This window comes from Haloferula rosea (assembly GCF_016595525.1).
GTDB classification, from domain to species: domain Bacteria; phylum Verrucomicrobiota; class Verrucomicrobiia; order Verrucomicrobiales; family Akkermansiaceae; genus Haloferula; species Haloferula rosea.
Genome location: NZ_JAENII010000002.1, coordinates 382,026 through 401,198, shown reverse-complemented (window position 1 = coordinate 401,198; position 19,173 = coordinate 382,026). Strand labels below are relative to the sequence as shown.

Genomic DNA, 19,173 nt, shown 5'->3' with positions numbered 1-19,173 from the left:
TGATCCCTTGCGCGACCCGACCGTTCAAAACCGCCTCTCTGACGACCTTTTGGCTTCCCCCGGATGCGCCCTCCGGGTTTGGTCATCCTCACCATGAAACTGGAAACCCTCTGCCTTCACGGCGGTCATACTCCTGACGCCGAAACCCACTCGCGAGCCGTGCCGATTTATCGGACGGCTTCCTTCGTCTTCGACAATACGGAGCACGCCGCCAACCTTTTCGCACTCAAGGAACTCGGGAACATCTACTCCCGCCTGATGAACCCCACGACCGACATCCTCGAGAAGCGCGTTTGCCTGCTCGAGGGAGCCCCGGAAATGGGGGGTCTCGGTCATGCGTCCGGCACTGCCGCGATCTTCAATACGATCATCAACATCGCCTCCAAAGGCGACAACATCGTGTCCGCCCGAAACCTCTACGGCGGTTCCTACACGCAATTCAATGACATCCTTCCCGCTCTCGGGATCGAGGTCCGCTTCGTCGATTCCAACGATCCGGACAACTTCGCGAAGGCCACCGACGAGAACACCCGCGGATACTTCTGCGAAAGCGTATCGAACCCGGCACTCGAGGTGACCGACCTCCAGACCGTCGCCGATGTCGCTCATGCGCACGGCCTTCCGCTGATCGTCGACTCCACCTTCTCCACCCCCTTCCTGACCCGCCCACTCGAACACGGCGCAGACATCGTCATCCACTCGCTCACGAAATGGTTTGGCGGACACGGCACCGGAATCGGAGGCATCGTGGTGGACTCCGGCAAGTTCAACTGGGCGGGTGGCAAACACCCCCTGTACGATCAGCCCGATCACTCCTACCACGGCTTGCGCTGGGGTCACGACCTGCCCGCCCCCCTCGCCTCCCTTGCCTTCATCCTGCGCATGCGCACCGTGCCCCTTCGCAATCTCGGCGCCTGCATCTCGCCGGATCACTCATGGATGTTCCTCCAAGGCATCGAAACCCTGCCGCTTCGCATGGAGCGCCATTGCGAGAACGCCCTCGCGGTCGCCAAGCACCTCAAACAGCATCCGAAAGTCGAGTGGGTCCGCTTCCCCGGCCTCGAGGACGACCCTGAGTTTGCCAAGAACCAGAAATACCTCGATGGCAAGGGCGGCGGCATGGTCGTCTTCGGCATCAAGGGCGGAGCCGAGGCTGGGTCGGCATTCATCGATTCGCTTCAACTCGTCTCTCACCTCGCCAACGTCGGCGATGCCAAGACACTCGCGATCCACCCCGCCACCACCACCCACAGCCAGCTCAACTCGGAACAGCAGGTCTCCGCCGGAATCCCACCCGAGATGGTGCGGCTGTCCATCGGCATCGAACACATCGACGACATCCTCGCCGACCTCGATCAAGCCCTTGGCTAACACCGCGGGCTGACCGCCCGATCACTTCCGCTTCACCACCTGCACTCCGACCCAGTCGGTTTGCGGGAGGATGAACTTTTCGATCTCCACGCGGACTTCCACCGCGTCGTGGTTCGTCATCACGTGGTCGGCCATCTCGTCAGCCAGAGTTTCAATCAGCCGACGTTCGCCGCGGCGCGCCAGCTCCGCGAGCTCCAGACAGACGGCGTGGTAGTCAATGGTGGCATCAATTCGGTCACCCATCTCCGAAAAGGTGGTCGACGGCACCATGTCGACATTCACCCGCAATTCCTGCTCGTCGGCTCGTTCCTCGTCGGGAACTCCGATCCGTGTCTGAAGACGGAGGCCGCGGATCTTGATCAGGGAGTCGTTCACCGTGGATCCTTCAGTTGGGTTTCGATCAATTGACGCGTGGGCTCATTCAAGTTCATCGCAAGCGCATCCTCCAGGGAGACCCAGTTGAACTCCTGAGCCTCGTCATTCAGCACGACGTCGCCTGAAATACGTCGGGCGACGTAGTTGAGCAGGAGAAAGTGCTGCGGTTGGTGGAACTCCGCGGAGTCGATGCAATCCTGCACCATCACGAATCGAACTTCGCCCACCTCCAGTCCCGTTTCCTCACGAATCTCCCGCCTCAGCGCCTCTTCCGATGGCTCACCCCGCTCGATCTTCCCGCCCGGAATCCCCCAGCGATGCCCCCACTTGTGGGTGCGGACCATCAGCACCTCGCCTTCTTCATTCTCGATCAACGCACCGACCGTGGCAATCGGTCGCACCGACCTCAAGGGGCGCTCCATCACCCGGCGGAGCCCTTCCAGATCCTGCACGGTGATGTGAGGCCGGGCCTCGGACAAGGGTCCGGCATGGGTGTAGCCACTCAACACGGCCACCGAGGTCAAACCGGCATGGTGGGCTGTGTCGATATCATGCGTCATGTCCCCCACGAATGCGGTCTCACCGGGATCCAGTCCGTGATCGGAGACGAGGTTCAGAATCAACTCTCGTTTGTCGAGCACGCCGGCGTAGGTCTCCTCGAAGAATGGCTCGAACCCGAATTCCTTCAGTTGCGAGTAAAAGGAGGGTGCATCCATGCTGGTGAGGACGAACGCGCGGATACCGTGGGCCCGACACCACTCGAGCTTCTCGCGCGAATGCGGCAGGGGCGTCACCTTCCCGGATGACTCAGCGAAGCCCAAGCGGAAGTGATCCTCCAGTTCCTCCAGCGGTACGCCCGGCAGGAGTTCCTCGTAGAATTCGCGGTAAGGCAGCCTGAAGCGGCGACGGAATTCCTCCCGGTCCATCGTCGGCTTCCCATAGTTGGCAAGCACATGGTTGGTCGCATCCAGGACGGGCGGAAGGTCATCCACCAAGGTCCCTGACCAGTCGAAAATCAAATTGCGGAACATGATCGTTATCCCAAGGTGAACCGAACGCTCTTCACCACCCCGCTCCCGAGTTCTTTTTTCAGATTGGCGAGCAAACGTGGTTTCATCTGCTCCAGTTGGAAGCGCATTGCCGGCTGCAGGACCTTGAGGGTCAGACACCCCTTTTTCAGGGAGTCCGGAGATGCATGTCGTGCCACGAGATCCCCCGCGATTTCCCTCCACGCCTCTTTCAGGCGCTCCTCGTCCATCCCGTCCGCGGCGCCCGCGCTCTTCAGAGCCGCCTGGATGAAACGGTCAGGGCGATGAATCGATGCGTTGTCGGCCATCGGTTCATCACCACCCCGCCACTCCCTGAGCACGGCTCGGCGAATCCATTCGATCCGATTCTTGCGAGCCATGATGAAAGGCGGGTTGAAGCCCCTGAAAGCGGGCTTGTCTGGCGTCAGGTATCGCCGTCGTCGCCAATGGCTTCGACCGGGCAGCCCTCCATGGCCTCGAGACACTGGGCGGTCTCCTCCTCGTTCTCCGGCTGCTTGAACAGGTAGGAGTAGCCCTCGTCATCGGAGCGGGTGAAATTGTTGGGCGCCGTCTCGCGACAGAGGTCACAGTCGATGCACTGGCTATCGACGTAGAATTTGCCATCAACGTTCTCTTCGTTCTTATCTTCAGGGTCAGCCATGGTCGTTCAGGTGTTCCTCGTCTGAATCGCGCCGACAGGCCCGGCATGCAACCCTTTTCCGCCACCATCTGACCACGGATTCCACTGGTCAAGACAACGGCGGATTCCTATGACATCCGCCTCCACCCATGCCCGAGGACTCAAAACCCCCTTCGAACACACCGCGTCGACACCGTCCACGCCTCACCGAGCTCGCCAAAGAGACCACCGAGGACGATCTGTGGGTGCTGGATGATGACGAGCCTGTGGAAACGCCGGCTCAGATCACTCAAAAGCCGATCGTGGAGCCCCGCCGCCCGGCGAAGGAGGAAGATGACGAAGAATCCCCGGAGCAGACCGATAGGGTCGAACCCACGCTCGAGGTGCCGAAGTCGACCAAGCCGCCCCTTGAGCCCCGGCCCGCGCCGAAGGCAGAGCCCACGACCGAAAGCGATCTGGAAATCCCATCCGAGCCCGAGACTGAACCGGTTTCGGCACCGGCACCGGCACCGGCCGAGGAGGCCAAGAACACGCCTGAACCCCCGTCCGAACCTTCACGGAAATCCGCACCCGCCATCCAGCCGGACCGCAAGGAGTGGATCGGCCTGGCCCTGCTCGGTGTGGTCTGCCTCGGTGTCGCCATTTGGTGGATCGCCGGCCTCTTCTCCAGCATCACCACCACCCGGATGGGCGACGATGAACCGGATTTCCCCGTGAAAGGTGGGCTCATCCAGGTCCGAACCGCCGATAGCTTCTGGCGCAAGCCGATCCGTGGAGGTGAAAACGCCGATGTGGCGCGTGCCGACGTCGTCCAGATCCCCGTCGCCGAAGTCACCTTGGAAGGCCAAGGCAACGGCGTGCTGCGTGCCATCTTTCGTGATGATCAGGGCGAGTTCGTCGGTGACAGCATCACGCGCTCCTTCACTTCGGGGCATTTCGATTTGACCGGGTCCCCCACCGCGCAGTTCCCCGCGACTTCAGGGTTCACTGAGGATGCGGCATTCAATGCGTATCGTGTGGGCGGCAACCGATGGACTGTTGAGGTCTTTGAAGGACCGTCCGACAACGCCCCGGGCAGCGAATTCAAACTTCTGTTCAAAGCCCCGATCTCATCCCTAAGACGTTGATTCCATGTCCGACGAGACTTCCGTAACTCCACTCGTGCCCCGCGAAGGGTGGCACGTCATGCATCTCTTCTATCACCTCGACCACTCCCAGTGGTCGATGCTCAGCGCCGACGAACAGCGCGCCGCGAAAACACGGCTGAGCACGCTGGTGCAGGAAATCCGCAGCCAAGAGGATACCCACTTGCTGACCTTTGCCGTCGCGACACCGAAGGCAGATGTCGGCTTCATGCTCCTGACACCCGATCTTCAGCAAGCCAACGCGTGGGAAAAGCGACTGACGCTTTCACTCGGCCCGGACGTGCTGAGCCCGGTTTACTCCTACCTGTCTCAGACCGAGAGTTCGGAATACACGACCACTTCCGAGCAGTATGCCGAGAACACCTTGAAGGGCGAAAAAGGGCTCAGCGAAGGGACCCCGGAGTTTGAGGCCGCCATGAAGGAGTTCGAAGAACGCATGAAGCACTACCTGCATCATCGTCTCTATCCGGTCCTTCCGGACTGGCCGGTGATGTGCTTCTACCCGATGTCCAAACGTCGGATGGGCGAGGACAACTGGTACTCGCTGACCTTCGAGGAGCGCAAAAAACTCATGGGGGGCCACGCCCGCACCGGACGCAGCTACTCAGGGCGAATCCTCCAGCTCATCACCGGCTCGACGGGCTTCGATGAGCATGAATGGGGAGTCACCCTGCTTGCCAAGGACACCATCGACATCAAGGCCATTGTCTACGAAATGCGCTTCGACGAGGTTTCGGCGCGATACGCCGAATTCGGGGACTTCTACATCGGCATGCAGCTGCCACTCGACCAATTGTTCGAGCGGGTCTGTCTGTGACTCAACCCCGACGCCCGCCCACTACTCCCGGAGTTCCTCGACCTCACGGTCAAGCCGCTCAAGCAACTCGCCCATCTCCTCGAGATGGCGGCGCAGGCGATCCACGGAACCGGGATTCATGGGCACGGCACGCGGCCGCGGAGCCTGCTGAGGCCGAACCACACGTTGGCGCGCCTGAGGGCCCGCTTGCTGGGGCAAGGTCGCCAAGGCCGGGTCGACCGGTTTCTTGCCCAAGACCTCCATCACCCGGGAAGCCGGGATAATGAAGCTGCGCGTCCTGTCGGTGCGCGAAATCGACAGGCCGATCGCACGACCATCCAGATCAAGCACGGGTCCACCGCACTGCTGGGGCTTGAGCTGCATGTCGGTCTGAATCACCACAGGAAAGTTGTTGCTGACCAGACTCAGCGGCCCACCCATCTGCCTCATCGTTCTCAGCCGCCCTTCTGGGACTCCTTGGAATTCGGGGCGACCACCCAGGTTGATGTCGATCTCAAGCGCCTGCCCATCCCGCGAGATCGAAGCCTTGATCGTATCCCCCGGCGAAAACTCCAACAGGGCATTGCGGAGCTCAAAGGCGCTCGCCACGCCTTCTCCATTGATCGCAATCAGCACATCGCCGGGCTGAACACCCGCCTCATCAGCCCCGCCACGCTCATCAACCTCACGAACCCGCACGCCTTCGCCCTCGAAAGCGGGATCCAGGCTGATCCCGATGAATGCCTGGTCCGATTCCCGCAGCGTCCTCTCAGCCACCGCCACCACACCCACACTCAGCGGGTTGTCGTCCGGACCAGAGGCAACAAGAAACCTTCCCACCGACGGCGTGGGTTCCTCACTCCACTTGATGGGCGTGAACCTCGCACCGTCGAGTTGCAGCAGGGCAAGGTCTTCCTCCTGATAGATCCCAAGTACGGTGGCTGTCGCAGTTCGACCGTCCCCACCGACCACCTGGACCGGCACGCGGGAGAATGCGATCTCGCTCCACTTCGTCAGGATCTGGCTTCCATCCCCGACGACCGTCCCCATGGCCACCTGCTTGCGGTTCGCCCAGACCCAGACCGTCGAGCCCGAGGCCTGCCTCGCCACCGGCCGGATCGCATCGTAGACGGACTCCGACTGTTTCCTCGTCACCATGCGCTCCTCGGGCCGCTGCAGCGGCACATCCTGAGCCAATACGGCGACCGTCAATGCCATCCAAATCGTGTAAAACCTCATCGTCCCAGTTCCTTGAAAAGTTGATCCTGACGGGCGAGCACGAGTCTCATTTCGAGCATCTGTCGGCCACGCTGGAGCCCGATCTTCACTTCGTCCCCTGCCTTGTATTTCGCCAGCAGCATGCCGAGGCTCCGTCCACCACGGACCCGGACCCCGTCGACAGAACGAACAACGTCGCCCGGCCGGATGCCCGCCTTCGCCGCGGGTGACCTCGGTGTCACCTGCTCGACAGGAACCCCACCGTCCCGGAGCTCATACCCCATCATGATTCCGATCACCGGACGCTCGGGATTCGCCAAGGGGTTGAGCTGAAGTTCTCCCCAGCTTTCCCCTGCCATCAACCGCTCCCAATCCTCCCGGAAGCCGTCGATACCCGCATGATTGTTGTTGTCCAGGCTCTCGCCGATCGACGAGTTGATGCCGATCACCTTCCCGTCCAGGTCAAACAACGGCCCGCCGGAGTCCCCCCCGATCAGGGTGCAGTCAGTGGTCAGGAAATTGCCGGGCCCCGTGGATACCACCCTGCCGAATCGCATCGGAGGCGTCCGCGCCGGATCGTATCCCTCGCTGTGCCCCATGGCCACGACCCAGTCGCCGGCCTTAAGATCCTCAGAGGTCCCCAGACCCGTGAATGGCCAGGGCCCCTCACCCTGCATCTGAGCCATCCCAATGTCCTTCGAATAGTTTGATCCCAGCACCTTGGCCTTTTCCTGACGCCCATTCGGGAATACCACCTCGACTTCCTCCGCTCCGTCAGTCACGTGAGCCGCGGTCAGAATCAATCCCTCCTTCGTCACGATGACTCCAGAGCCAGAAGCACCGGTCCGTGCGGAAATCAAGGCCACGGTGCACGGCATCACCTTCTCTCCCAATGCCGCGGTCTTGGTCTCGATGGCCTTCAAGTCGGCAAGGGAATCCACCGCCTGTCCGGAAACCACGACGGTCCCCAGAACGGCGAAAATTCCGATCGTCTGCAAAATTCCTGAGATCTTCATCGCTTAGTCACACGTCATAGCGACGCATTTTCCTGAATTTGTCTTCATCCAAAGTTGCCGTGGCCATCCCCGCGCCACGCCGCTAACCTCTCGCACCACCCATGCCGAAAAGCAAACCGAAGGGCCACTCCAACGAGAAATCCTCGTCATCGAATCGCCGTCGTCAGAAACCCAAGCGGAAGCGCCGCGGCCTCGGCACCATCCTGCTGTTTTGGCCCTTCCTGCTTCTGCAGAGCCTCACGTCCCCCCTCCCTGGCGCGGCGCGCTGGCTCGCCCGCATCATCGGCCACCCGGCCCTGTTGGCGCTCTACTGCTTCATCCCGGCCGCGCTGTTCTACTATGCCCGGGCGAAAACCTTCGACATGGGAAAGGTCCAGGAGATGCCGGAACGCACGATCGTGCTCGACCGACGCGGCGAGGAACTCGGGCGCATCCACGGCGAGAAGCGCGACATCATCACTACCGACCAGATCGCGACGACCTTCCTTCAAGCCATCCTCGCCCGGGAGGATGAACGGTTTTACCGCCATGGCGGAGTCGACTGGATCGGCTTCGGACGAGCCACCCTTCGAAATGTCACCGATGGCTCGATGACGCAGGGAGCATCGACGCTGACCATGCAGCTCGCCCGCAACAGTTACGATCTCCACGCCAACTGGTTGTCCTTCAATCGAACCATCCAGGAACTCGACCGCAAGTTCCTTGAGATCGCCGTCTCCTACCGCATCGAAGGCAACTACTCGAAGGACGAGATCCTGCAGCACTACGTGAACCGGATTTTCTGGGGACACACCATCCGCGGGATCGAAGAAGCATCCCGCACTTATTTCGAGAAAAGCGCCAAGGATCTCACCCTCTCGGAGTCGGCGCTGCTTGCCGGCATCGTTCGGGGGCCCAATGCGTTCTCCCCCTTCCGCGACCTGGCCGATGCCCAACGCGAGCGCGACACGACACTGGACCGGATGGTCAAGGCGGGCCTGATTGACCAGGCCGAGGCCGACGCCGCCAAGAGCGAGGAAATCAAGGTCCGCCCCGAATGGCGACGCGTCTTCCACGACAGTTGGGCCATGGACGCCGTGCGCCGTGAGCTCGAACGGGTTCTCGAAGAAGAAGACATCGAGTTCGGCGGCCTGCAGATCACCACGACGATCGATCACCTCGTTCAGAAAAAGGCCGAGGAAGCCCTCAACAGCCACCTGCGCAGTTTCGAACGCGCCAGCGGTTACCCGCACCAGACCCGATCGCAATGGCAGGCCCTCCCGGAACCCCGGCCAAACCCCAAATACCTTCAAGGTAGTGTGGTGGTCATCGAGAACCTCACCGGAGCCATTATTGCCACCGTCGGGGGTCGTAGCGCGGACGAATCAAAATACAACCGTGCCACGCAAGCCCGTCGCCAACTCGGATCCACCTTCAAGCCCTTCGTCTACCTCGCTGCCTTCGAGAAGGGCCTACGACCCGACACCATGATCAGTGACGACCCGCTCAATCGCGGCGAAGTCCAGGGAGCCGGCCGCTGGTCGCCCCAGAACTCGGACGGCAAGTTCAACGGATTCCAACCGGTCTCCTACGGCCTGATCCGCTCGCGAAATACGATGTCTGTCCGAGTTGGAAACATCGCGGGGATCGACCACGTCGGCGAAGTCGCCACCCAGGTCGGCTTCAGCCAACCCATGCGCAAGGATCCATCCGCCTACCTTGGAACCCTCGAGGCATCCCCCGAAGAACTCACCTCCGCCTTCACCGTGTTCCCGAATGGAGGGAAACGCCTGCCGCCCCGGATCATCACCGAGATCCGAGACCGCAATGGCGAAATCAAATACAGCAACCCGCAAATCTCCTACCAAGCCGTGAGGTCGGGTGCCGCATGGACCACATCCAAGATCCTCCACGAAGTCGTGGAACGCGGCACCGGAGCTTCCGTCAAACGCCAGGGATTCACCAAACCCTGCGGAGGGAAAACGGGCACCACCAATGACTACAAGGACGCCTGGTTCGTTGGATTCACCTCCAGCCTGACCTGCTCGGTCTGGGTGGGCTTCGACCAACCCAAGACCATCATCAACCGCGGCTACGGTTCCGTTCTTGCCCTGCCGGTGTGGGCTCAGGTGATGAAGACCTCGGAACGTCTCGGCTACCGAGCCGACGGATTGCGGTCGACCCAATCGTTCACCGAATGCCGCCTGTGCCGCGCGACGGGCAAGCGAGCGACCGATGCTTGTGAAGCCGCAGGAAGTGCCTACACGGACAGCGTCCCGCCTGACCTCGTGCCGGCTCCGGATGAACTCTGTCCGCAGCACATGGGCATGCCTTCCGGAGCACCGCGTAACCCTCCGAAAGCCAAACCGGTCGAGGAAGACATCCCCATTGAGCAAGCCCCGAGAGCCATCCCGGTGGGCAACACCGTCCCGCGAGCGACCCCGGTGGATGAAGGCATCCCACGGGCGGTCCCTTTGGACGAACCGGCCCCACGAGCGCTTCCGGTAGGTGAGCCCGCACCACGAGCCATCCCGGTTGAGTAATTGAGCGTAAGGCTTGAGCCAACCACCCCGAACCTCAAGACTGCCCGCACATGTCGACCTGGCGTCCGGTTTCGAGACTCCCCCGCTGGCTCGCGTGGCTGCCCGACTGGGCCCACGCCCCCATCCGGTGGTCGCTTCGTGGGCTGCTCGTCGGCCTCATCCTGCTGGCTGCAATTGCCACCTTCTACCTCGTCAAGGCTTCCAGCTTCGACCTCGACAAGGTCTCCCAACTCCCCGCTCAAACCACGCTTCTCGATCGCGATGGCCATCCGATTGACGTCAGCTGGGGCACCTCCCGTCACCTCGCTCAGCGAAAGGACCTTCCGGAGTTCCTGATCCAGTGCATTCAGGCCCGCGAGGACGCCCGCTTTTACAGCCACCCGGGAGTCGACTTCCGTGGCTTGCTCCGGGCGACGTTGAGGAATGTGAAGGACGGAGATTTCACACAAGGGGCGTCCACCCTGACCATGCAGCTCGCGCGGAACACCTACGACATGCGGGCGAAGTCGATCCACCGCAAGCTGTTGGAGATCGCGCTCACCCTCCGGATCGAGCATCGATACACGAAAGACGAAATCCTCACCCACTACCTGAATCGAATCTACTTCGGAGCCGGATGCCACGGCATCGAAGAGGCCAGCCGCACCTACTTCGGCAAGTCCGTTTCCGAGCTCAACGAAGCCGAGTCCTCCATGCTCATCGGCATCATCCGGGGCCCCCACATCTTCTCACCCATCCGGAATTTCGATGGGGCCAAGGACCAGCAGAACGAAGTGCTCGACCGGATGATCAGCATGGGATGGCTCACCGAGGCCGGGAAGAACCGCATCCGGAACATCCCCATCACCCTCGTGCCCGAGGAACAACGGAGCTCGGAACGATCCTTCGCCCTGCAGGCCGTACGCAGCGAGCTGGCGACCATCCTTGAAGCGGGCGACATCCGACTGGATGGCCTGATCGTCCACACCACGCTGGATACCGATTGGCAGCTTCGTCTCGAAACCGACATCACCAACGCGCTCAACGCACTCGAATCGTCGAGTGGCTGGAAGGCCCCGAAACATCTCGATCACCAGGCCGGCGAGATCCCGGCCTACCTCCAGTGCGCCGCCGTCACGCTGGACTCCCGCACCGGTCAGGCGCTCGCCTGGATCGGCGGACGGGACTTCCTCGACTCCCGCTACGACCGCGCCACCGGAGCACGCCGTGACCTCGGCACCACCTTCGAGCCCTTCATCGCTGCCGCCGCCGCGGAACGGGGAAAACGGATTCTCCCCGGCAAGGCCGTCATGACCGGTCGACAGCTTGGCCCACTCGAAACCGCGAGGTTGGCAAAACGATGTGGCCTCGGAGGTCCGTTCCTCGAAACCGAAGACCTGTTCAGGGGTAGCGCCGCCACCACACCCGAGGAGTGCGCGACCGCCCTCGCGACCCTGGCCAGCGACGGCAAACGTCCGAATCCCCACCTGATCACCAAACTGACCAATTCCAAGGGTGAGGTCCTTTATTCCCGCAACGGCGAACCCTCCCAAGCCATTAGTGCCAACGCGGCACGCAAGGCATGCGAGTTGTTCACCAACGTCGGCAGCTCCCGCTACTACTACGGCACCACTGGCTCCGACCGCGATGCCTGGCTCCTTCGCATTGGGCCTTCCGGCGCCACCGCGATCTGGATCGGATACGACGAACCCGCTCGGATCACCACCGACAAGGCACTCAACTCCCTGTTGGAAAAGCTGGGGAAACAACTCGCCGAGTAGTCCGGCGAGTCACTCGGAGTCGTCCGACTCGGGCTCGGCCATTTCAGGCGCCTTGTCGGGAAGCAGGTTCTCCCATTCGAAGAGCTCGGCTCCCTCTCCGATTCCTCCGACTTCCCCGAGCAGTTCCCGGCACTTGCTACGCCAGGCCTCGTAGTTCGGAGGCTGTTTCTTCTTTTCCCGACTGTTCGGGAACACCACGTAGGTCACCGTGAGGTCCGATACCGGGCGGCTGTAGGGCGACGCCCGCTCGTTCAGCTGCTTTGCCATGCGCAGTGAGGCTTCCCCGACCTTGAAGGTGGGACCACCATCACCGACAATCGCCGGATAGAGCACATCCTCGTGAACCACGACCGCGTAGTCACCGGCCCGCGGCGCAAAGGGGTCGCCACTGGCAGTGAGCAAGTCCACCGAAATCACAATGAAGGGGTCATACTCGGCGATCAGGAAACTCCGGTACTTCATGTCCTCGATTCCCCGCTTCAGGTAGGCCATGCGATCCTTCAACCACGCCTTGCGTGCCGCGGTGGTCTTCGGGTCCGCGAGCTCGGCCTTGGCATTCCCGATCCGCTTCTCCCACCCTGCGACCATGGGATTCGGCGTCTTCGTCTGCTTCGGCCAGCCATAGCTGGTAAACGGCTGGTAGTGGGTGGAATTGACGATCTCGTCGGGCATCGTCGCCAACCGGTCACCGTCCGAACCATCGGACACCACATCCATCTCCGCCTGCATCAGGAAGACCCGCCGCTTCGTCTCTGGATGCCGCAGGTTCAGGATGGTCTCGCAGTCATAGAAATTGTGACGCGTCAGCAACTCACTCAGGTTGGTGGCATTCGCCTTCAACCGCTTCGTCTTGTTTTCATACAGCTTGTAGAACCACCGCGAGACCTCCGCATCCTCCAACATCGGTTCCAGTCCCGGCAGCAGCTTGCCAAGGTGCGGGTTCACCGTCTGAAGTTCGGCAAGCGTCTTCGAGGGCTTCGGCACACGCACGCTGAGCGTGTATTTTGCGGCATAGGCAGAGTCGTCCTTCCTTTCGACCGAGGCCAATCCTCCCTCCTCGACCTCCACCTTCGTTTCGAGCGTGATCTCGGACCGCAATTTACGCACATCCCCGCCGGTCGACGCCGTATGCGCCCGAATCGGAGGCAGGGCCTCAGGCTCGGCGGGCGTCGCATTCTTCGCAGCCTGTTCGGCCGTCATCCTCGCCTTCTTCGCCTCTTCGGCTTCGCGACGCAGCGCTTCCAGCTTGGTCTCATATTCCTCACGCAATTGAGCTTCGGCCTGACGCAGGATGTCATCGGCTTCGGACGAAGCCGGAGTCGCGTTCCTTGCCTCAAGCCACCGCTTCCCCTCTCGCAGGATCTTCCTTCCCGGGTCGGTGAAAGGAGCCACCACCCCGGCCACGACCACCACAAAGAGGGTCGCACGAAACCAAGGGAAGCCACGTCTTCCACCGGCGGGCCGGGAAAGGCCATCGATCTGATGAGGATCACTGCTGCTCATGCTCATGGTCCTAGCACAGCCTTCGACCGACGGCAAAGCATCGACCACCAGTGATCCGCAACCAGCGCTATTTTGGCTGCAGTCCCTCTCACTGGCGAGCAACGCGAGCTTACTTCATCCCGGAGGCAGAAAACACATCCCGCCGGGCGGAATGATTCGTCGTTTCCCTAGAAGCAGAGAATTTGCTCCAACCAGCGCTGGTCGGTCTCGTCGAAGGCAGCCTTCTCGGCGGAATCCACGTCAAGAACCGCGATCACCTCACCTCGACAGTCGCGAACCGGCACCACGATCTCACTCTCGGAGCGCGGATCACAGGCGATGTGCCCGGGAAAGGCATGCACGTCCGCCACGACCTGGATCGCCCCCTGCTCCCACGCCGTGCCACAGACACCACGGCCCCGTGCGATCCGGGAACACCCGGGCGTCCCCTGATAGGGACCGATCACCAGCTCATCTCCCACCACCCGGTAAAAGCCCGTCCAGAAGAAATGCGGCATCGCCCCGTGGAGGATCGAAACCATGCCCGCCATCCTGGCCACCAGATCCGTCTCCCCTGACAACAGACCCTGGATGCGCATGGCCGCATCCGCGTAGAGCTTCTCTTTCTCGTCCCGCGTCGGAATCACGGCCGATGCATAGACCTGTCGACCACCCCTTTGAAGCCCCGATGACGGAATCCGGAAAAAATCGACTCCCGTCATTGCGGATCGATTCCCCGGCCTGCTACCGTCCGCCGCGTGAGCTACCAGGTATTCGCCCGCAAATATCGTCCAAGAACCTTCGAGGATGTCCTTGGTCAGGACCATGTCGTCCAGACGCTGCGGAATGCCATCGAGCAGGACCGCCTCGCCCACGCCTACCTGTTCGTGGGTCCACGCGGAACCGGCAAGACCTCCACCGCCCGCATCCTCGCCAAGGCGCTGAACTGCCCGGGCGGCCCCAAGGCCGACTTCGACCCGGATGACGAGATCTGCGTCGAAATCGCGGAGGGACGATCGCTCGACGTGCTCGAAATCGACGGTGCCTCGAACAACGGAGTCGAAGAAGTCCGCCAACTCCGCGACACGGTGCGATTCGCCCCCGCATCCGGCCAGTTCAAGATCTACTACATCGACGAAGTGCACATGCTCACCACCAACGCCTTCAACGCCCTGTTGAAGACGCTTGAGGAGCCACCTCCGCATGTGAAATTCATCTTCGCGACGACCGAGCCGCACAAGATTCTCGCGACCATCCTGTCGCGCTGCCAGCGCTTCGACCTGCGCCCGATCCCGACGGAAACCATCGCCAAACACCTGCTACACATTGCAGGTGAGGAGAAAATCGCGCTCGACGAAGCTGCCGCATGGGCAATTGCCAAGGGCGCCGATGGAGGCATGCGGGACGCCCAATCCATGCTCGACCAGCTCGTCGCATTCTGTGGTGACACCATCCATGAGGCCGACGTCCTCGACGTCTTCGGGTTCACCTCCCGCGAAACCCTCGCCGAGTTGGCCTTCGCCCTGTTCAATCAGGACACCCCTTCGGCGCTGGCGATCGTGCAACGTGAATCCGACGCCGGACGCGAGCTGACCCAGCTTCTCGGCGAGCTGATTGGCGGCCTGCGCGCACTCCTCATTTCCTGCCTCGATGCCGGCGATGCCAGCGAGGGAATCCACGCCGACATCTGGGCGAAGCTGGTCGACACCGCCAAGCAGTTCCCACCGGAGCGCATGCTCTCGACCATCGATGTGTTCGCCGAAACGGAAGGGCGGATGCGGTGGTCGAGTAACAAGCGGCTTCATCTCGAACTCGGCCTCATCAAGGCCATCCAACGGCTCGGGGAAGTCCGCATCAGCGACGTCATCCGCGTCGTTGCCGGTGCCGCCGATCAACTCCCTGCCGGACCCGCCCCGTCGCCCGTCAGCGCAGTGGCCACGCCAGCCGCACCCGCGAAACCCGCTCCGAGCTCCGACCCGACACCTGAAGCCAAACCGGAGCCAGCGCCCGAACCACAGCCCGTGGAGCCGCCCAAACCGGCACCCGCACCATCATCGGCCAAGGTCGACCCGCTTGAAGCATTGAGCGCCATGGCGGAAACCGCCCCCGACTCCCGTCCGGACGACCCACCACCTGCTCCCCAACCCCAGCCGGAACCCTCGGCCCCGGAGCCAGCCAAGGAAGAACCCGCCGCGGCGGAAACCGCCAAGGACGATTTCTATCAGGACCCCCTGATTCAGAAAGCCCTCAGCATGTTTGAGGCAAAGATCAAAAGTTAGAACCCCACCAGAACGATGAATATTGCGAAAATGATGAAGCAGGCCCAGCAGATGCAATCCGGCATGCTGGCCAAGCAGGAAGAACTCGCCGCCATGGATTTTGAAGCGAGCGTGGGTGGCGGCAAGGTCACCGTGGTCGCCAACGGCGGCGGCGACGTGAAGTCCATCACCATCGATCCCGCCGTGGTCGACCCGGACGACGTGGAATTCCTCCAGGAACTCGTCCTCAAGGGCGTGCAGGAAGCCATCACCAAAGGCAAGGAAGCCACAGCTGCTGAGATGAAGAAGCTGACCGGCGGCCTCGGCATCCCTGGCATGTGAGCCGGGCCCACTCGCCCCGCTCCATCCCATGCGCCCGACCTCAAACCTGACCCGTCGCTCCGGCTGGCTCCTCGTCGGCGCATCCTTGGTGCTCCATTTCATCACGGTCGTCGCCTACGCCAGGCAGCCCGACCTGTTGGCGGCCTTCACCGTCCTGCCCATCTGGGTCTGGGGTGGCATCGGCATCCTCTGCTCGAGCTTCGCCTTCTATTTCCTTCGTGCCCCGCTCTCCCTCGTCATCACGGGAGTCTGGGTGTTCACCGTGCTACTCGGCGCGGATGAGGCCAAAGTCATCGCCAACATCGGCGCGGAAGCCCCCGAAAAGGGCATCCCCGTCCCCGTCGATGGCAAGCGCCCGATCCGGGTGCTGACCCTGAACGTCGCCCAGTTCCGCTACGGCGACCCCACCGAGGACATCGCCGCATGGGAACCGGACATCGTGCTCCTTCAGGAAGTCCGCACCAATCAGGTCAAGACGATCGCAGACCGACTCTATCAAGGGAGCGGCGACTTCCGCGGCTACGCGCTGAATGGCGTGGCATCCCGGTGGAAGATCACCCGGGAAGTCCGGAACCCGAATCCCAAGTTCCGCTTCTTCAATCACAACGTCACCGTCGAATCCCCGGAGCATGGAGCCATCGAGGTCGCCAACCTGCACCTCTCGGAGGCAGCCACCAACATGAGCCTCTGGAAGCCCTCCTGCTGGCGGGACCATCGCAACAACCGGCGTCAACGTCAGGTCGAGACGGCCGTGGCACTCCGCATTCTCGAGGACACCTGCGCCTTCCCCGGAGCCCAGCCCATTATTCTCGGGGGTGATTTCAATGCGCCCGCGACCGATCCGATCCAGCGCCAGCTCCACCGCGATTTCGACGACGCCTTCACCGTCGCTGGCACCGGATGGGGAAATACCTACCAGCGCCGCATTCCCGTGCTACGTATCGACCAGATCCACACGACACGGCATTTCACCCCCGTTCGTTGCCGTGCCGTGACCACTCGCCACTCCGACCACCGCATGGTGGTTGCCGACCTCCTTCTCGACTGAACACCGTCCTTCATCATGTCTTCCAACGTCTCCCGCGAAACCCTCGCCTCCGTCCTCGACGAGATCGCGCTCCTGCTCGAAATCGAGGGCGAGAATCCCTTCAAGATCCGAGCCTACCGCCAGGGAGCCGAAACCGTACGCTCCTACGATGGTGACATCGTCGCCATGGCGCGCGAAGGGGAACTCGAGGGCATCAAGGGCATCGGCAAGGCCCTGCAGGACAAGCTCCATGAACTGGCCACCACCGGCACGCTAGGGTTTCACCAGAACCTGAGAGGCAACTACCCCGAGACCTTCTTCGAGTTGTTTGAAATCGACGGACTCGGCCCCAAGAAGGTCGCGGCGGTGCACAAGAAACTCGGCATCGACTCCATCGACGGCCTGCGCAAGGCCTGCGAAGCCAGTGAACTCGCCGCCCTGTCCGGATTCGGCAAGAAGACCGAACAGAAGATCCTCGAAGCCATCGCCCGCCGCGAGCAGTTCGCGGATCGATTTCACCTCGATGCCGCCGCCCACGCGGCGAGCGTGATTCTTGCCCGACTGAAGGAACACCCGGACGTACTACGTGCGCAGTATGCGGGATCCCTGCGCCGCTCGAAGGAAACGGTCGGCGACCTCGACTTCATCGTCGCCACCTCGAAACCCGCGGAACTCACCAGGTATTTCGCCGAGATGGACCTGACCGACCACGTCATCGTCCACGGCGACACGAAATGCTCCATCCACCTCGAGAACGGTTTGCAGTGCGACCTGCGCGCCGTCTCGAACGACGAGTATCCCTTCGCCCTTCAATACTTCACCGGGTCCAAGGAGCACAACGTCGCCCTGCGTTCGAGGGCTCTCAAGCAAGGGCTCTCCCTCAACGAATACGGATTCAGCGGCAGCAGCGAGATTCCCGAGGTCCACGAAGAGCGCGACATCTACAGCGCCCTTGGCCTCGACTACGTTGACCCCGCCCTCCGTGAGAATCGCGGCGAGATCGAAGCCGCCGAGGCCGGCACACTCCCCGAGCTTGTCTCATGGGAGCAACTCTGCGGAACCTTCCACAACCACACGACCGCCTCGGACGGGCGTGACACCCTCCATGAGATGGCCGAGGCCGCCATCGACCTCGGGCTGACCTACCTCGGCATCGCCGACCACTCGAAGTCGTCCTTTCAGGCCCGAGGACTTGATGAAGAGCGCCTGCTCACGCAGATCGAAGAGATCTCCGCTTGGAATTCCGAACATGGTGAGAGCCTTCGGATCTTCGCCGGCTCGGAGGTCGACATCCTCAAGGATGGATCCCTCGACTTTGATGACTCCCTGCTCGCCCAGCTCGACTACTGCGTGGCCTCCGTCCACAATGCCTTCACCCTCGACGAGAAAACGATGACCCAGCGCATCATCCGTGCGATGGAGAACGAGCATGTCACGATGCTCGGCCACCTGACCGGAAGGCTCCTCTTGAAACGGGACGAATACGCCGTCAATCACGACAAGATCATCGACTGTGCCGCGGAAACCCGGACCATCGTCGAACTCAACTGCAATCCACGTCGCCTCGACATGGACTGGAGATGGTGGAAGAAGGCCCGCGACAAAGGCGTTCGTTGCTCCATCAATCCGGATGCCCACCGAACCGAACAATTTCAGTATCTTCGCTTCGGCGCCGACGTCGCCCGCAAGGGCTGGCTGCGGAAACAGGACGTCATCAACACGATGAACCTCGAGGAGGTCGAAGCCTTCCTCGCACTCCCCAAGTCCAGCCGTTAGGACGCCCGACAGCAAGCCCCAACAGCCTCCCAATCCATCTGCAAGCGCACACCCGAGAACTCACCTCGGGACGCCCCCTAACCGGATGGGTAGGGAGTGCGGGCAATCCTGCCCGCAGAACAACGGACACCCCCCGTTCCCTCCCATCACTCCGCCTGCCCGAAGAACCCACGCACTGTCCCATCCCCCAGCTGGCGACCAGCCTGCTGCACACTATCTCCCTACCACGGCAGCACCGTATCCCACACGCTGGCGCGGGCGCAGCGAAGGACCGCCTCTTCCTCATCCATCCGGCGTCGTTTCCCGAGAAAACCGCCACCATCCGGCTCTCTGTGAGTTTGCGCTTCATCATGGTCTCGATTCGTTCGTCCCGAGCCAGATCCTCCAGTTTACAATGACCACAGAATAGAGGAACCT

At 61.9% G+C, this 19,173-nt stretch carries 17 protein-coding genes; 9 read left to right on the top strand and 8 right to left on the bottom strand.

What is annotated here, in order from left to right; translation table 11 throughout:
* Positions 1 to 93 precede the first annotated feature (93 nt).
* Positions 94 to 1,371 carry an O-acetylhomoserine aminocarboxypropyltransferase/cysteine synthase family protein gene (locus tag JIN81_RS03765; RefSeq protein ID WP_200276514.1) on the top strand — a complete coding sequence of 426 codons (1,278 nt, stop codon included), beginning with the start codon at positions 94 to 96 and terminating at the stop codon, positions 1,369 to 1,371.
* Positions 1,372 to 1,392: 21 nt separating this feature from the next.
* Here the strand turns inward: JIN81_RS03765 and JIN81_RS03760 are convergent, their stop codons facing one another.
* From JIN81_RS03760 to JIN81_RS03745, 4 genes are read right to left on the bottom strand one after another with little or no spacing between them, the layout of a single operon-like run.
* Complete coding sequence (locus JIN81_RS03760) at positions 1,393 to 1,746, bottom strand: dihydroneopterin aldolase (protein WP_200276511.1); 354 nt, start codon at positions 1,744 to 1,746, stop codon at positions 1,393 to 1,395.
* The gene (locus JIN81_RS03755) at positions 1,743 to 2,777 is read right to left on the bottom strand and encodes an NUDIX domain-containing protein (protein WP_200276509.1); all 1,035 of its coding nucleotides are present in this window, start codon (positions 2,775 to 2,777) and stop codon (positions 1,743 to 1,745) included. The genes JIN81_RS03760 and JIN81_RS03755 overlap by 4 nt, the downstream gene beginning before the upstream one ends.
* A 5-nt stretch (positions 2,778 to 2,782) precedes the next feature.
* Positions 2,783 to 3,154: a DciA family protein gene (locus JIN81_RS03750; RefSeq protein ID WP_200276506.1), complete on the bottom strand. Its 372-nt coding sequence runs from the start codon at positions 3,152 to 3,154 to the stop codon at positions 2,783 to 2,785.
* A gap of 44 nt (positions 3,155 to 3,198) precedes the next feature.
* Positions 3,199 to 3,435 (bottom strand): ferredoxin, encoded by a 237-nt coding sequence (locus tag JIN81_RS03745; protein ID WP_200276503.1) that lies wholly within the window; start codon positions 3,433 to 3,435, stop codon positions 3,199 to 3,201.
* Between the two features lie 128 nt (positions 3,436 to 3,563).
* On the opposite strand from JIN81_RS03745, the gene JIN81_RS03740 reads away from it, so the two are divergent.
* Together JIN81_RS03740 and hemQ are read left to right on the top strand one after the other, a co-directional pair.
* Positions 3,564 to 4,541 carry a hypothetical protein gene (locus JIN81_RS03740; RefSeq protein ID WP_200276500.1) on the top strand — a complete coding sequence of 326 codons (978 nt, stop codon included), beginning with the start codon at positions 3,564 to 3,566 and terminating at the stop codon, positions 4,539 to 4,541.
* 4 nt (positions 4,542 to 4,545) lie between these two features.
* On the top strand, positions 4,546 to 5,376 hold the full coding sequence (gene hemQ / locus JIN81_RS03735; protein WP_200276498.1) for a hydrogen peroxide-dependent heme synthase: 831 nt from the start codon (positions 4,546 to 4,548) through the stop codon (positions 5,374 to 5,376).
* 21 nt (positions 5,377 to 5,397) lie between these two features.
* Here the strand turns inward: hemQ and JIN81_RS03730 are convergent, their stop codons facing one another.
* Positions 5,398 to 6,573, bottom strand: a complete 1,176-nt coding sequence (locus tag JIN81_RS03730; RefSeq protein ID WP_234044438.1) for a S1C family serine protease — start codon at positions 6,571 to 6,573, stop codon at positions 5,398 to 5,400.
* A 17-nt stretch (positions 6,574 to 6,590) separates the two neighbouring features.
* Complete coding sequence (locus JIN81_RS03725) at positions 6,591 to 7,589, bottom strand: S1C family serine protease (protein ID WP_200276492.1); 999 nt, start codon at positions 7,587 to 7,589, stop codon at positions 6,591 to 6,593.
* A gap of 101 nt (positions 7,590 to 7,690) precedes the next feature.
* On the opposite strand from JIN81_RS03725, the gene JIN81_RS03720 reads away from it, so the two are divergent.
* Both JIN81_RS03720 and JIN81_RS03715 read left to right on the top strand, forming a co-directional pair.
* The gene (locus tag JIN81_RS03720) at positions 7,691 to 10,111 is read left to right on the top strand and encodes a transglycosylase domain-containing protein (RefSeq protein ID WP_200276489.1); all 2,421 of its coding nucleotides are present in this window, start codon (positions 7,691 to 7,693) and stop codon (positions 10,109 to 10,111) included.
* A 50-nt stretch (positions 10,112 to 10,161) separates the two neighbouring features.
* Entirely contained in the window at positions 10,162 to 11,871 is a 1,710-nt protein-coding gene (locus tag JIN81_RS03715; RefSeq protein WP_200276486.1) for a transglycosylase domain-containing protein, read from the top strand.
* A 9-nt stretch (positions 11,872 to 11,880) separates the two neighbouring features.
* On the opposite strand, the gene JIN81_RS03710 is transcribed toward JIN81_RS03715, so the two are convergent.
* On the bottom strand, positions 11,881 to 13,374 hold the full coding sequence (locus tag JIN81_RS03710; RefSeq protein WP_234044437.1) for a glycoside hydrolase family 75 protein: 1,494 nt from the start codon (positions 13,372 to 13,374) through the stop codon (positions 11,881 to 11,883).
* Between the two features lie 167 nt (positions 13,375 to 13,541).
* Entirely contained in the window at positions 13,542 to 13,952 is a 411-nt protein-coding gene (locus JIN81_RS03705) for a GAF domain-containing protein (protein ID WP_343217930.1), read from the bottom strand.
* A gap of 159 nt (positions 13,953 to 14,111) precedes the next feature.
* Between JIN81_RS03705 and dnaX the strand changes: the two genes are divergently transcribed.
* From dnaX to polX, 4 genes are read left to right on the top strand one after another with little or no spacing between them, the layout of a single operon-like run.
* On the top strand, positions 14,112 to 15,632 hold the full coding sequence (dnaX, locus tag JIN81_RS03700) for a DNA polymerase III subunit gamma/tau (RefSeq protein WP_200276477.1): 1,521 nt from the start codon (positions 14,112 to 14,114) through the stop codon (positions 15,630 to 15,632).
* A gap of 15 nt (positions 15,633 to 15,647) precedes the next feature.
* A complete protein-coding gene (locus tag JIN81_RS03695) occupies positions 15,648 to 15,953 on the top strand; it encodes a YbaB/EbfC family nucleoid-associated protein (RefSeq protein ID WP_200276474.1) in 306 nt (101 codons plus the stop codon).
* A 28-nt stretch (positions 15,954 to 15,981) separates the two neighbouring features.
* Positions 15,982 to 17,001, top strand: a complete 1,020-nt coding sequence (locus JIN81_RS03690) for an endonuclease/exonuclease/phosphatase family protein (RefSeq protein WP_200276472.1) — start codon at positions 15,982 to 15,984, stop codon at positions 16,999 to 17,001.
* A gap of 15 nt (positions 17,002 to 17,016) precedes the next feature.
* The gene (gene polX / locus JIN81_RS03685) at positions 17,017 to 18,756 is read left to right on the top strand and encodes a DNA polymerase/3'-5' exonuclease PolX (protein ID WP_200276470.1); all 1,740 of its coding nucleotides are present in this window, start codon (positions 17,017 to 17,019) and stop codon (positions 18,754 to 18,756) included.
* Positions 18,757 to 19,173 lie beyond the last annotated feature (417 nt).

What these genes read in the sequence shown, in the direction of transcription:
- JIN81_RS03765 (WP_200276514.1), top strand. Translation starts at nt 94, where the DNA reads ATGAAACTGGAAACCCTCTGCCTTCACGGCGGTCATACTCCTGACGCC.
- JIN81_RS03755 (WP_200276509.1), bottom strand. Translation starts at nt 2,777, where the DNA reads ATGTTCCGCAATTTGATTTTCGACTGGTCAGGGACCTTGGTGGATGAC.
- JIN81_RS03750 (WP_200276506.1), bottom strand. Translation starts at nt 3,154, where the DNA reads ATGGCTCGCAAGAATCGGATCGAATGGATTCGCCGAGCCGTGCTCAGG.
- JIN81_RS03745 (WP_200276503.1), bottom strand. Translation starts at nt 3,435, where the DNA reads ATGGCTGACCCTGAAGATAAGAACGAAGAGAACGTTGATGGCAAATTC.
- JIN81_RS03740 (WP_200276500.1), top strand. Translation starts at nt 3,564, where the DNA reads ATGCCCGAGGACTCAAAACCCCCTTCGAACACACCGCGTCGACACCGT.
- hemQ (WP_200276498.1), top strand. Translation starts at nt 4,546, where the DNA reads ATGTCCGACGAGACTTCCGTAACTCCACTCGTGCCCCGCGAAGGGTGG.
- JIN81_RS03730 (WP_234044438.1), bottom strand. Translation starts at nt 6,573, where the DNA reads ATGGCATTGACGGTCGCCGTATTGGCTCAGGATGTGCCGCTGCAGCGG.
- JIN81_RS03725 (WP_200276492.1), bottom strand. Translation starts at nt 7,589, where the DNA reads ATGAAGATCTCAGGAATTTTGCAGACGATCGGAATTTTCGCCGTTCTG.
- JIN81_RS03720 (WP_200276489.1), top strand. Translation starts at nt 7,691, where the DNA reads ATGCCGAAAAGCAAACCGAAGGGCCACTCCAACGAGAAATCCTCGTCA.
- JIN81_RS03715 (WP_200276486.1), top strand. Translation starts at nt 10,162, where the DNA reads ATGTCGACCTGGCGTCCGGTTTCGAGACTCCCCCGCTGGCTCGCGTGG.
- JIN81_RS03710 (WP_234044437.1), bottom strand. Translation starts at nt 13,374, where the DNA reads ATGAGCAGCAGTGATCCTCATCAGATCGATGGCCTTTCCCGGCCCGCC.
- JIN81_RS03705 (WP_343217930.1), bottom strand. Translation starts at nt 13,952, where the DNA reads ATGCGCATCCAGGGTCTGTTGTCAGGGGAGACGGATCTGGTGGCCAGG.
- JIN81_RS03695 (WP_200276474.1), top strand. Translation starts at nt 15,648, where the DNA reads ATGAATATTGCGAAAATGATGAAGCAGGCCCAGCAGATGCAATCCGGC.
- JIN81_RS03690 (WP_200276472.1), top strand. Translation starts at nt 15,982, where the DNA reads ATGCGCCCGACCTCAAACCTGACCCGTCGCTCCGGCTGGCTCCTCGTC.
- polX (WP_200276470.1), top strand. Translation starts at nt 17,017, where the DNA reads ATGTCTTCCAACGTCTCCCGCGAAACCCTCGCCTCCGTCCTCGACGAG.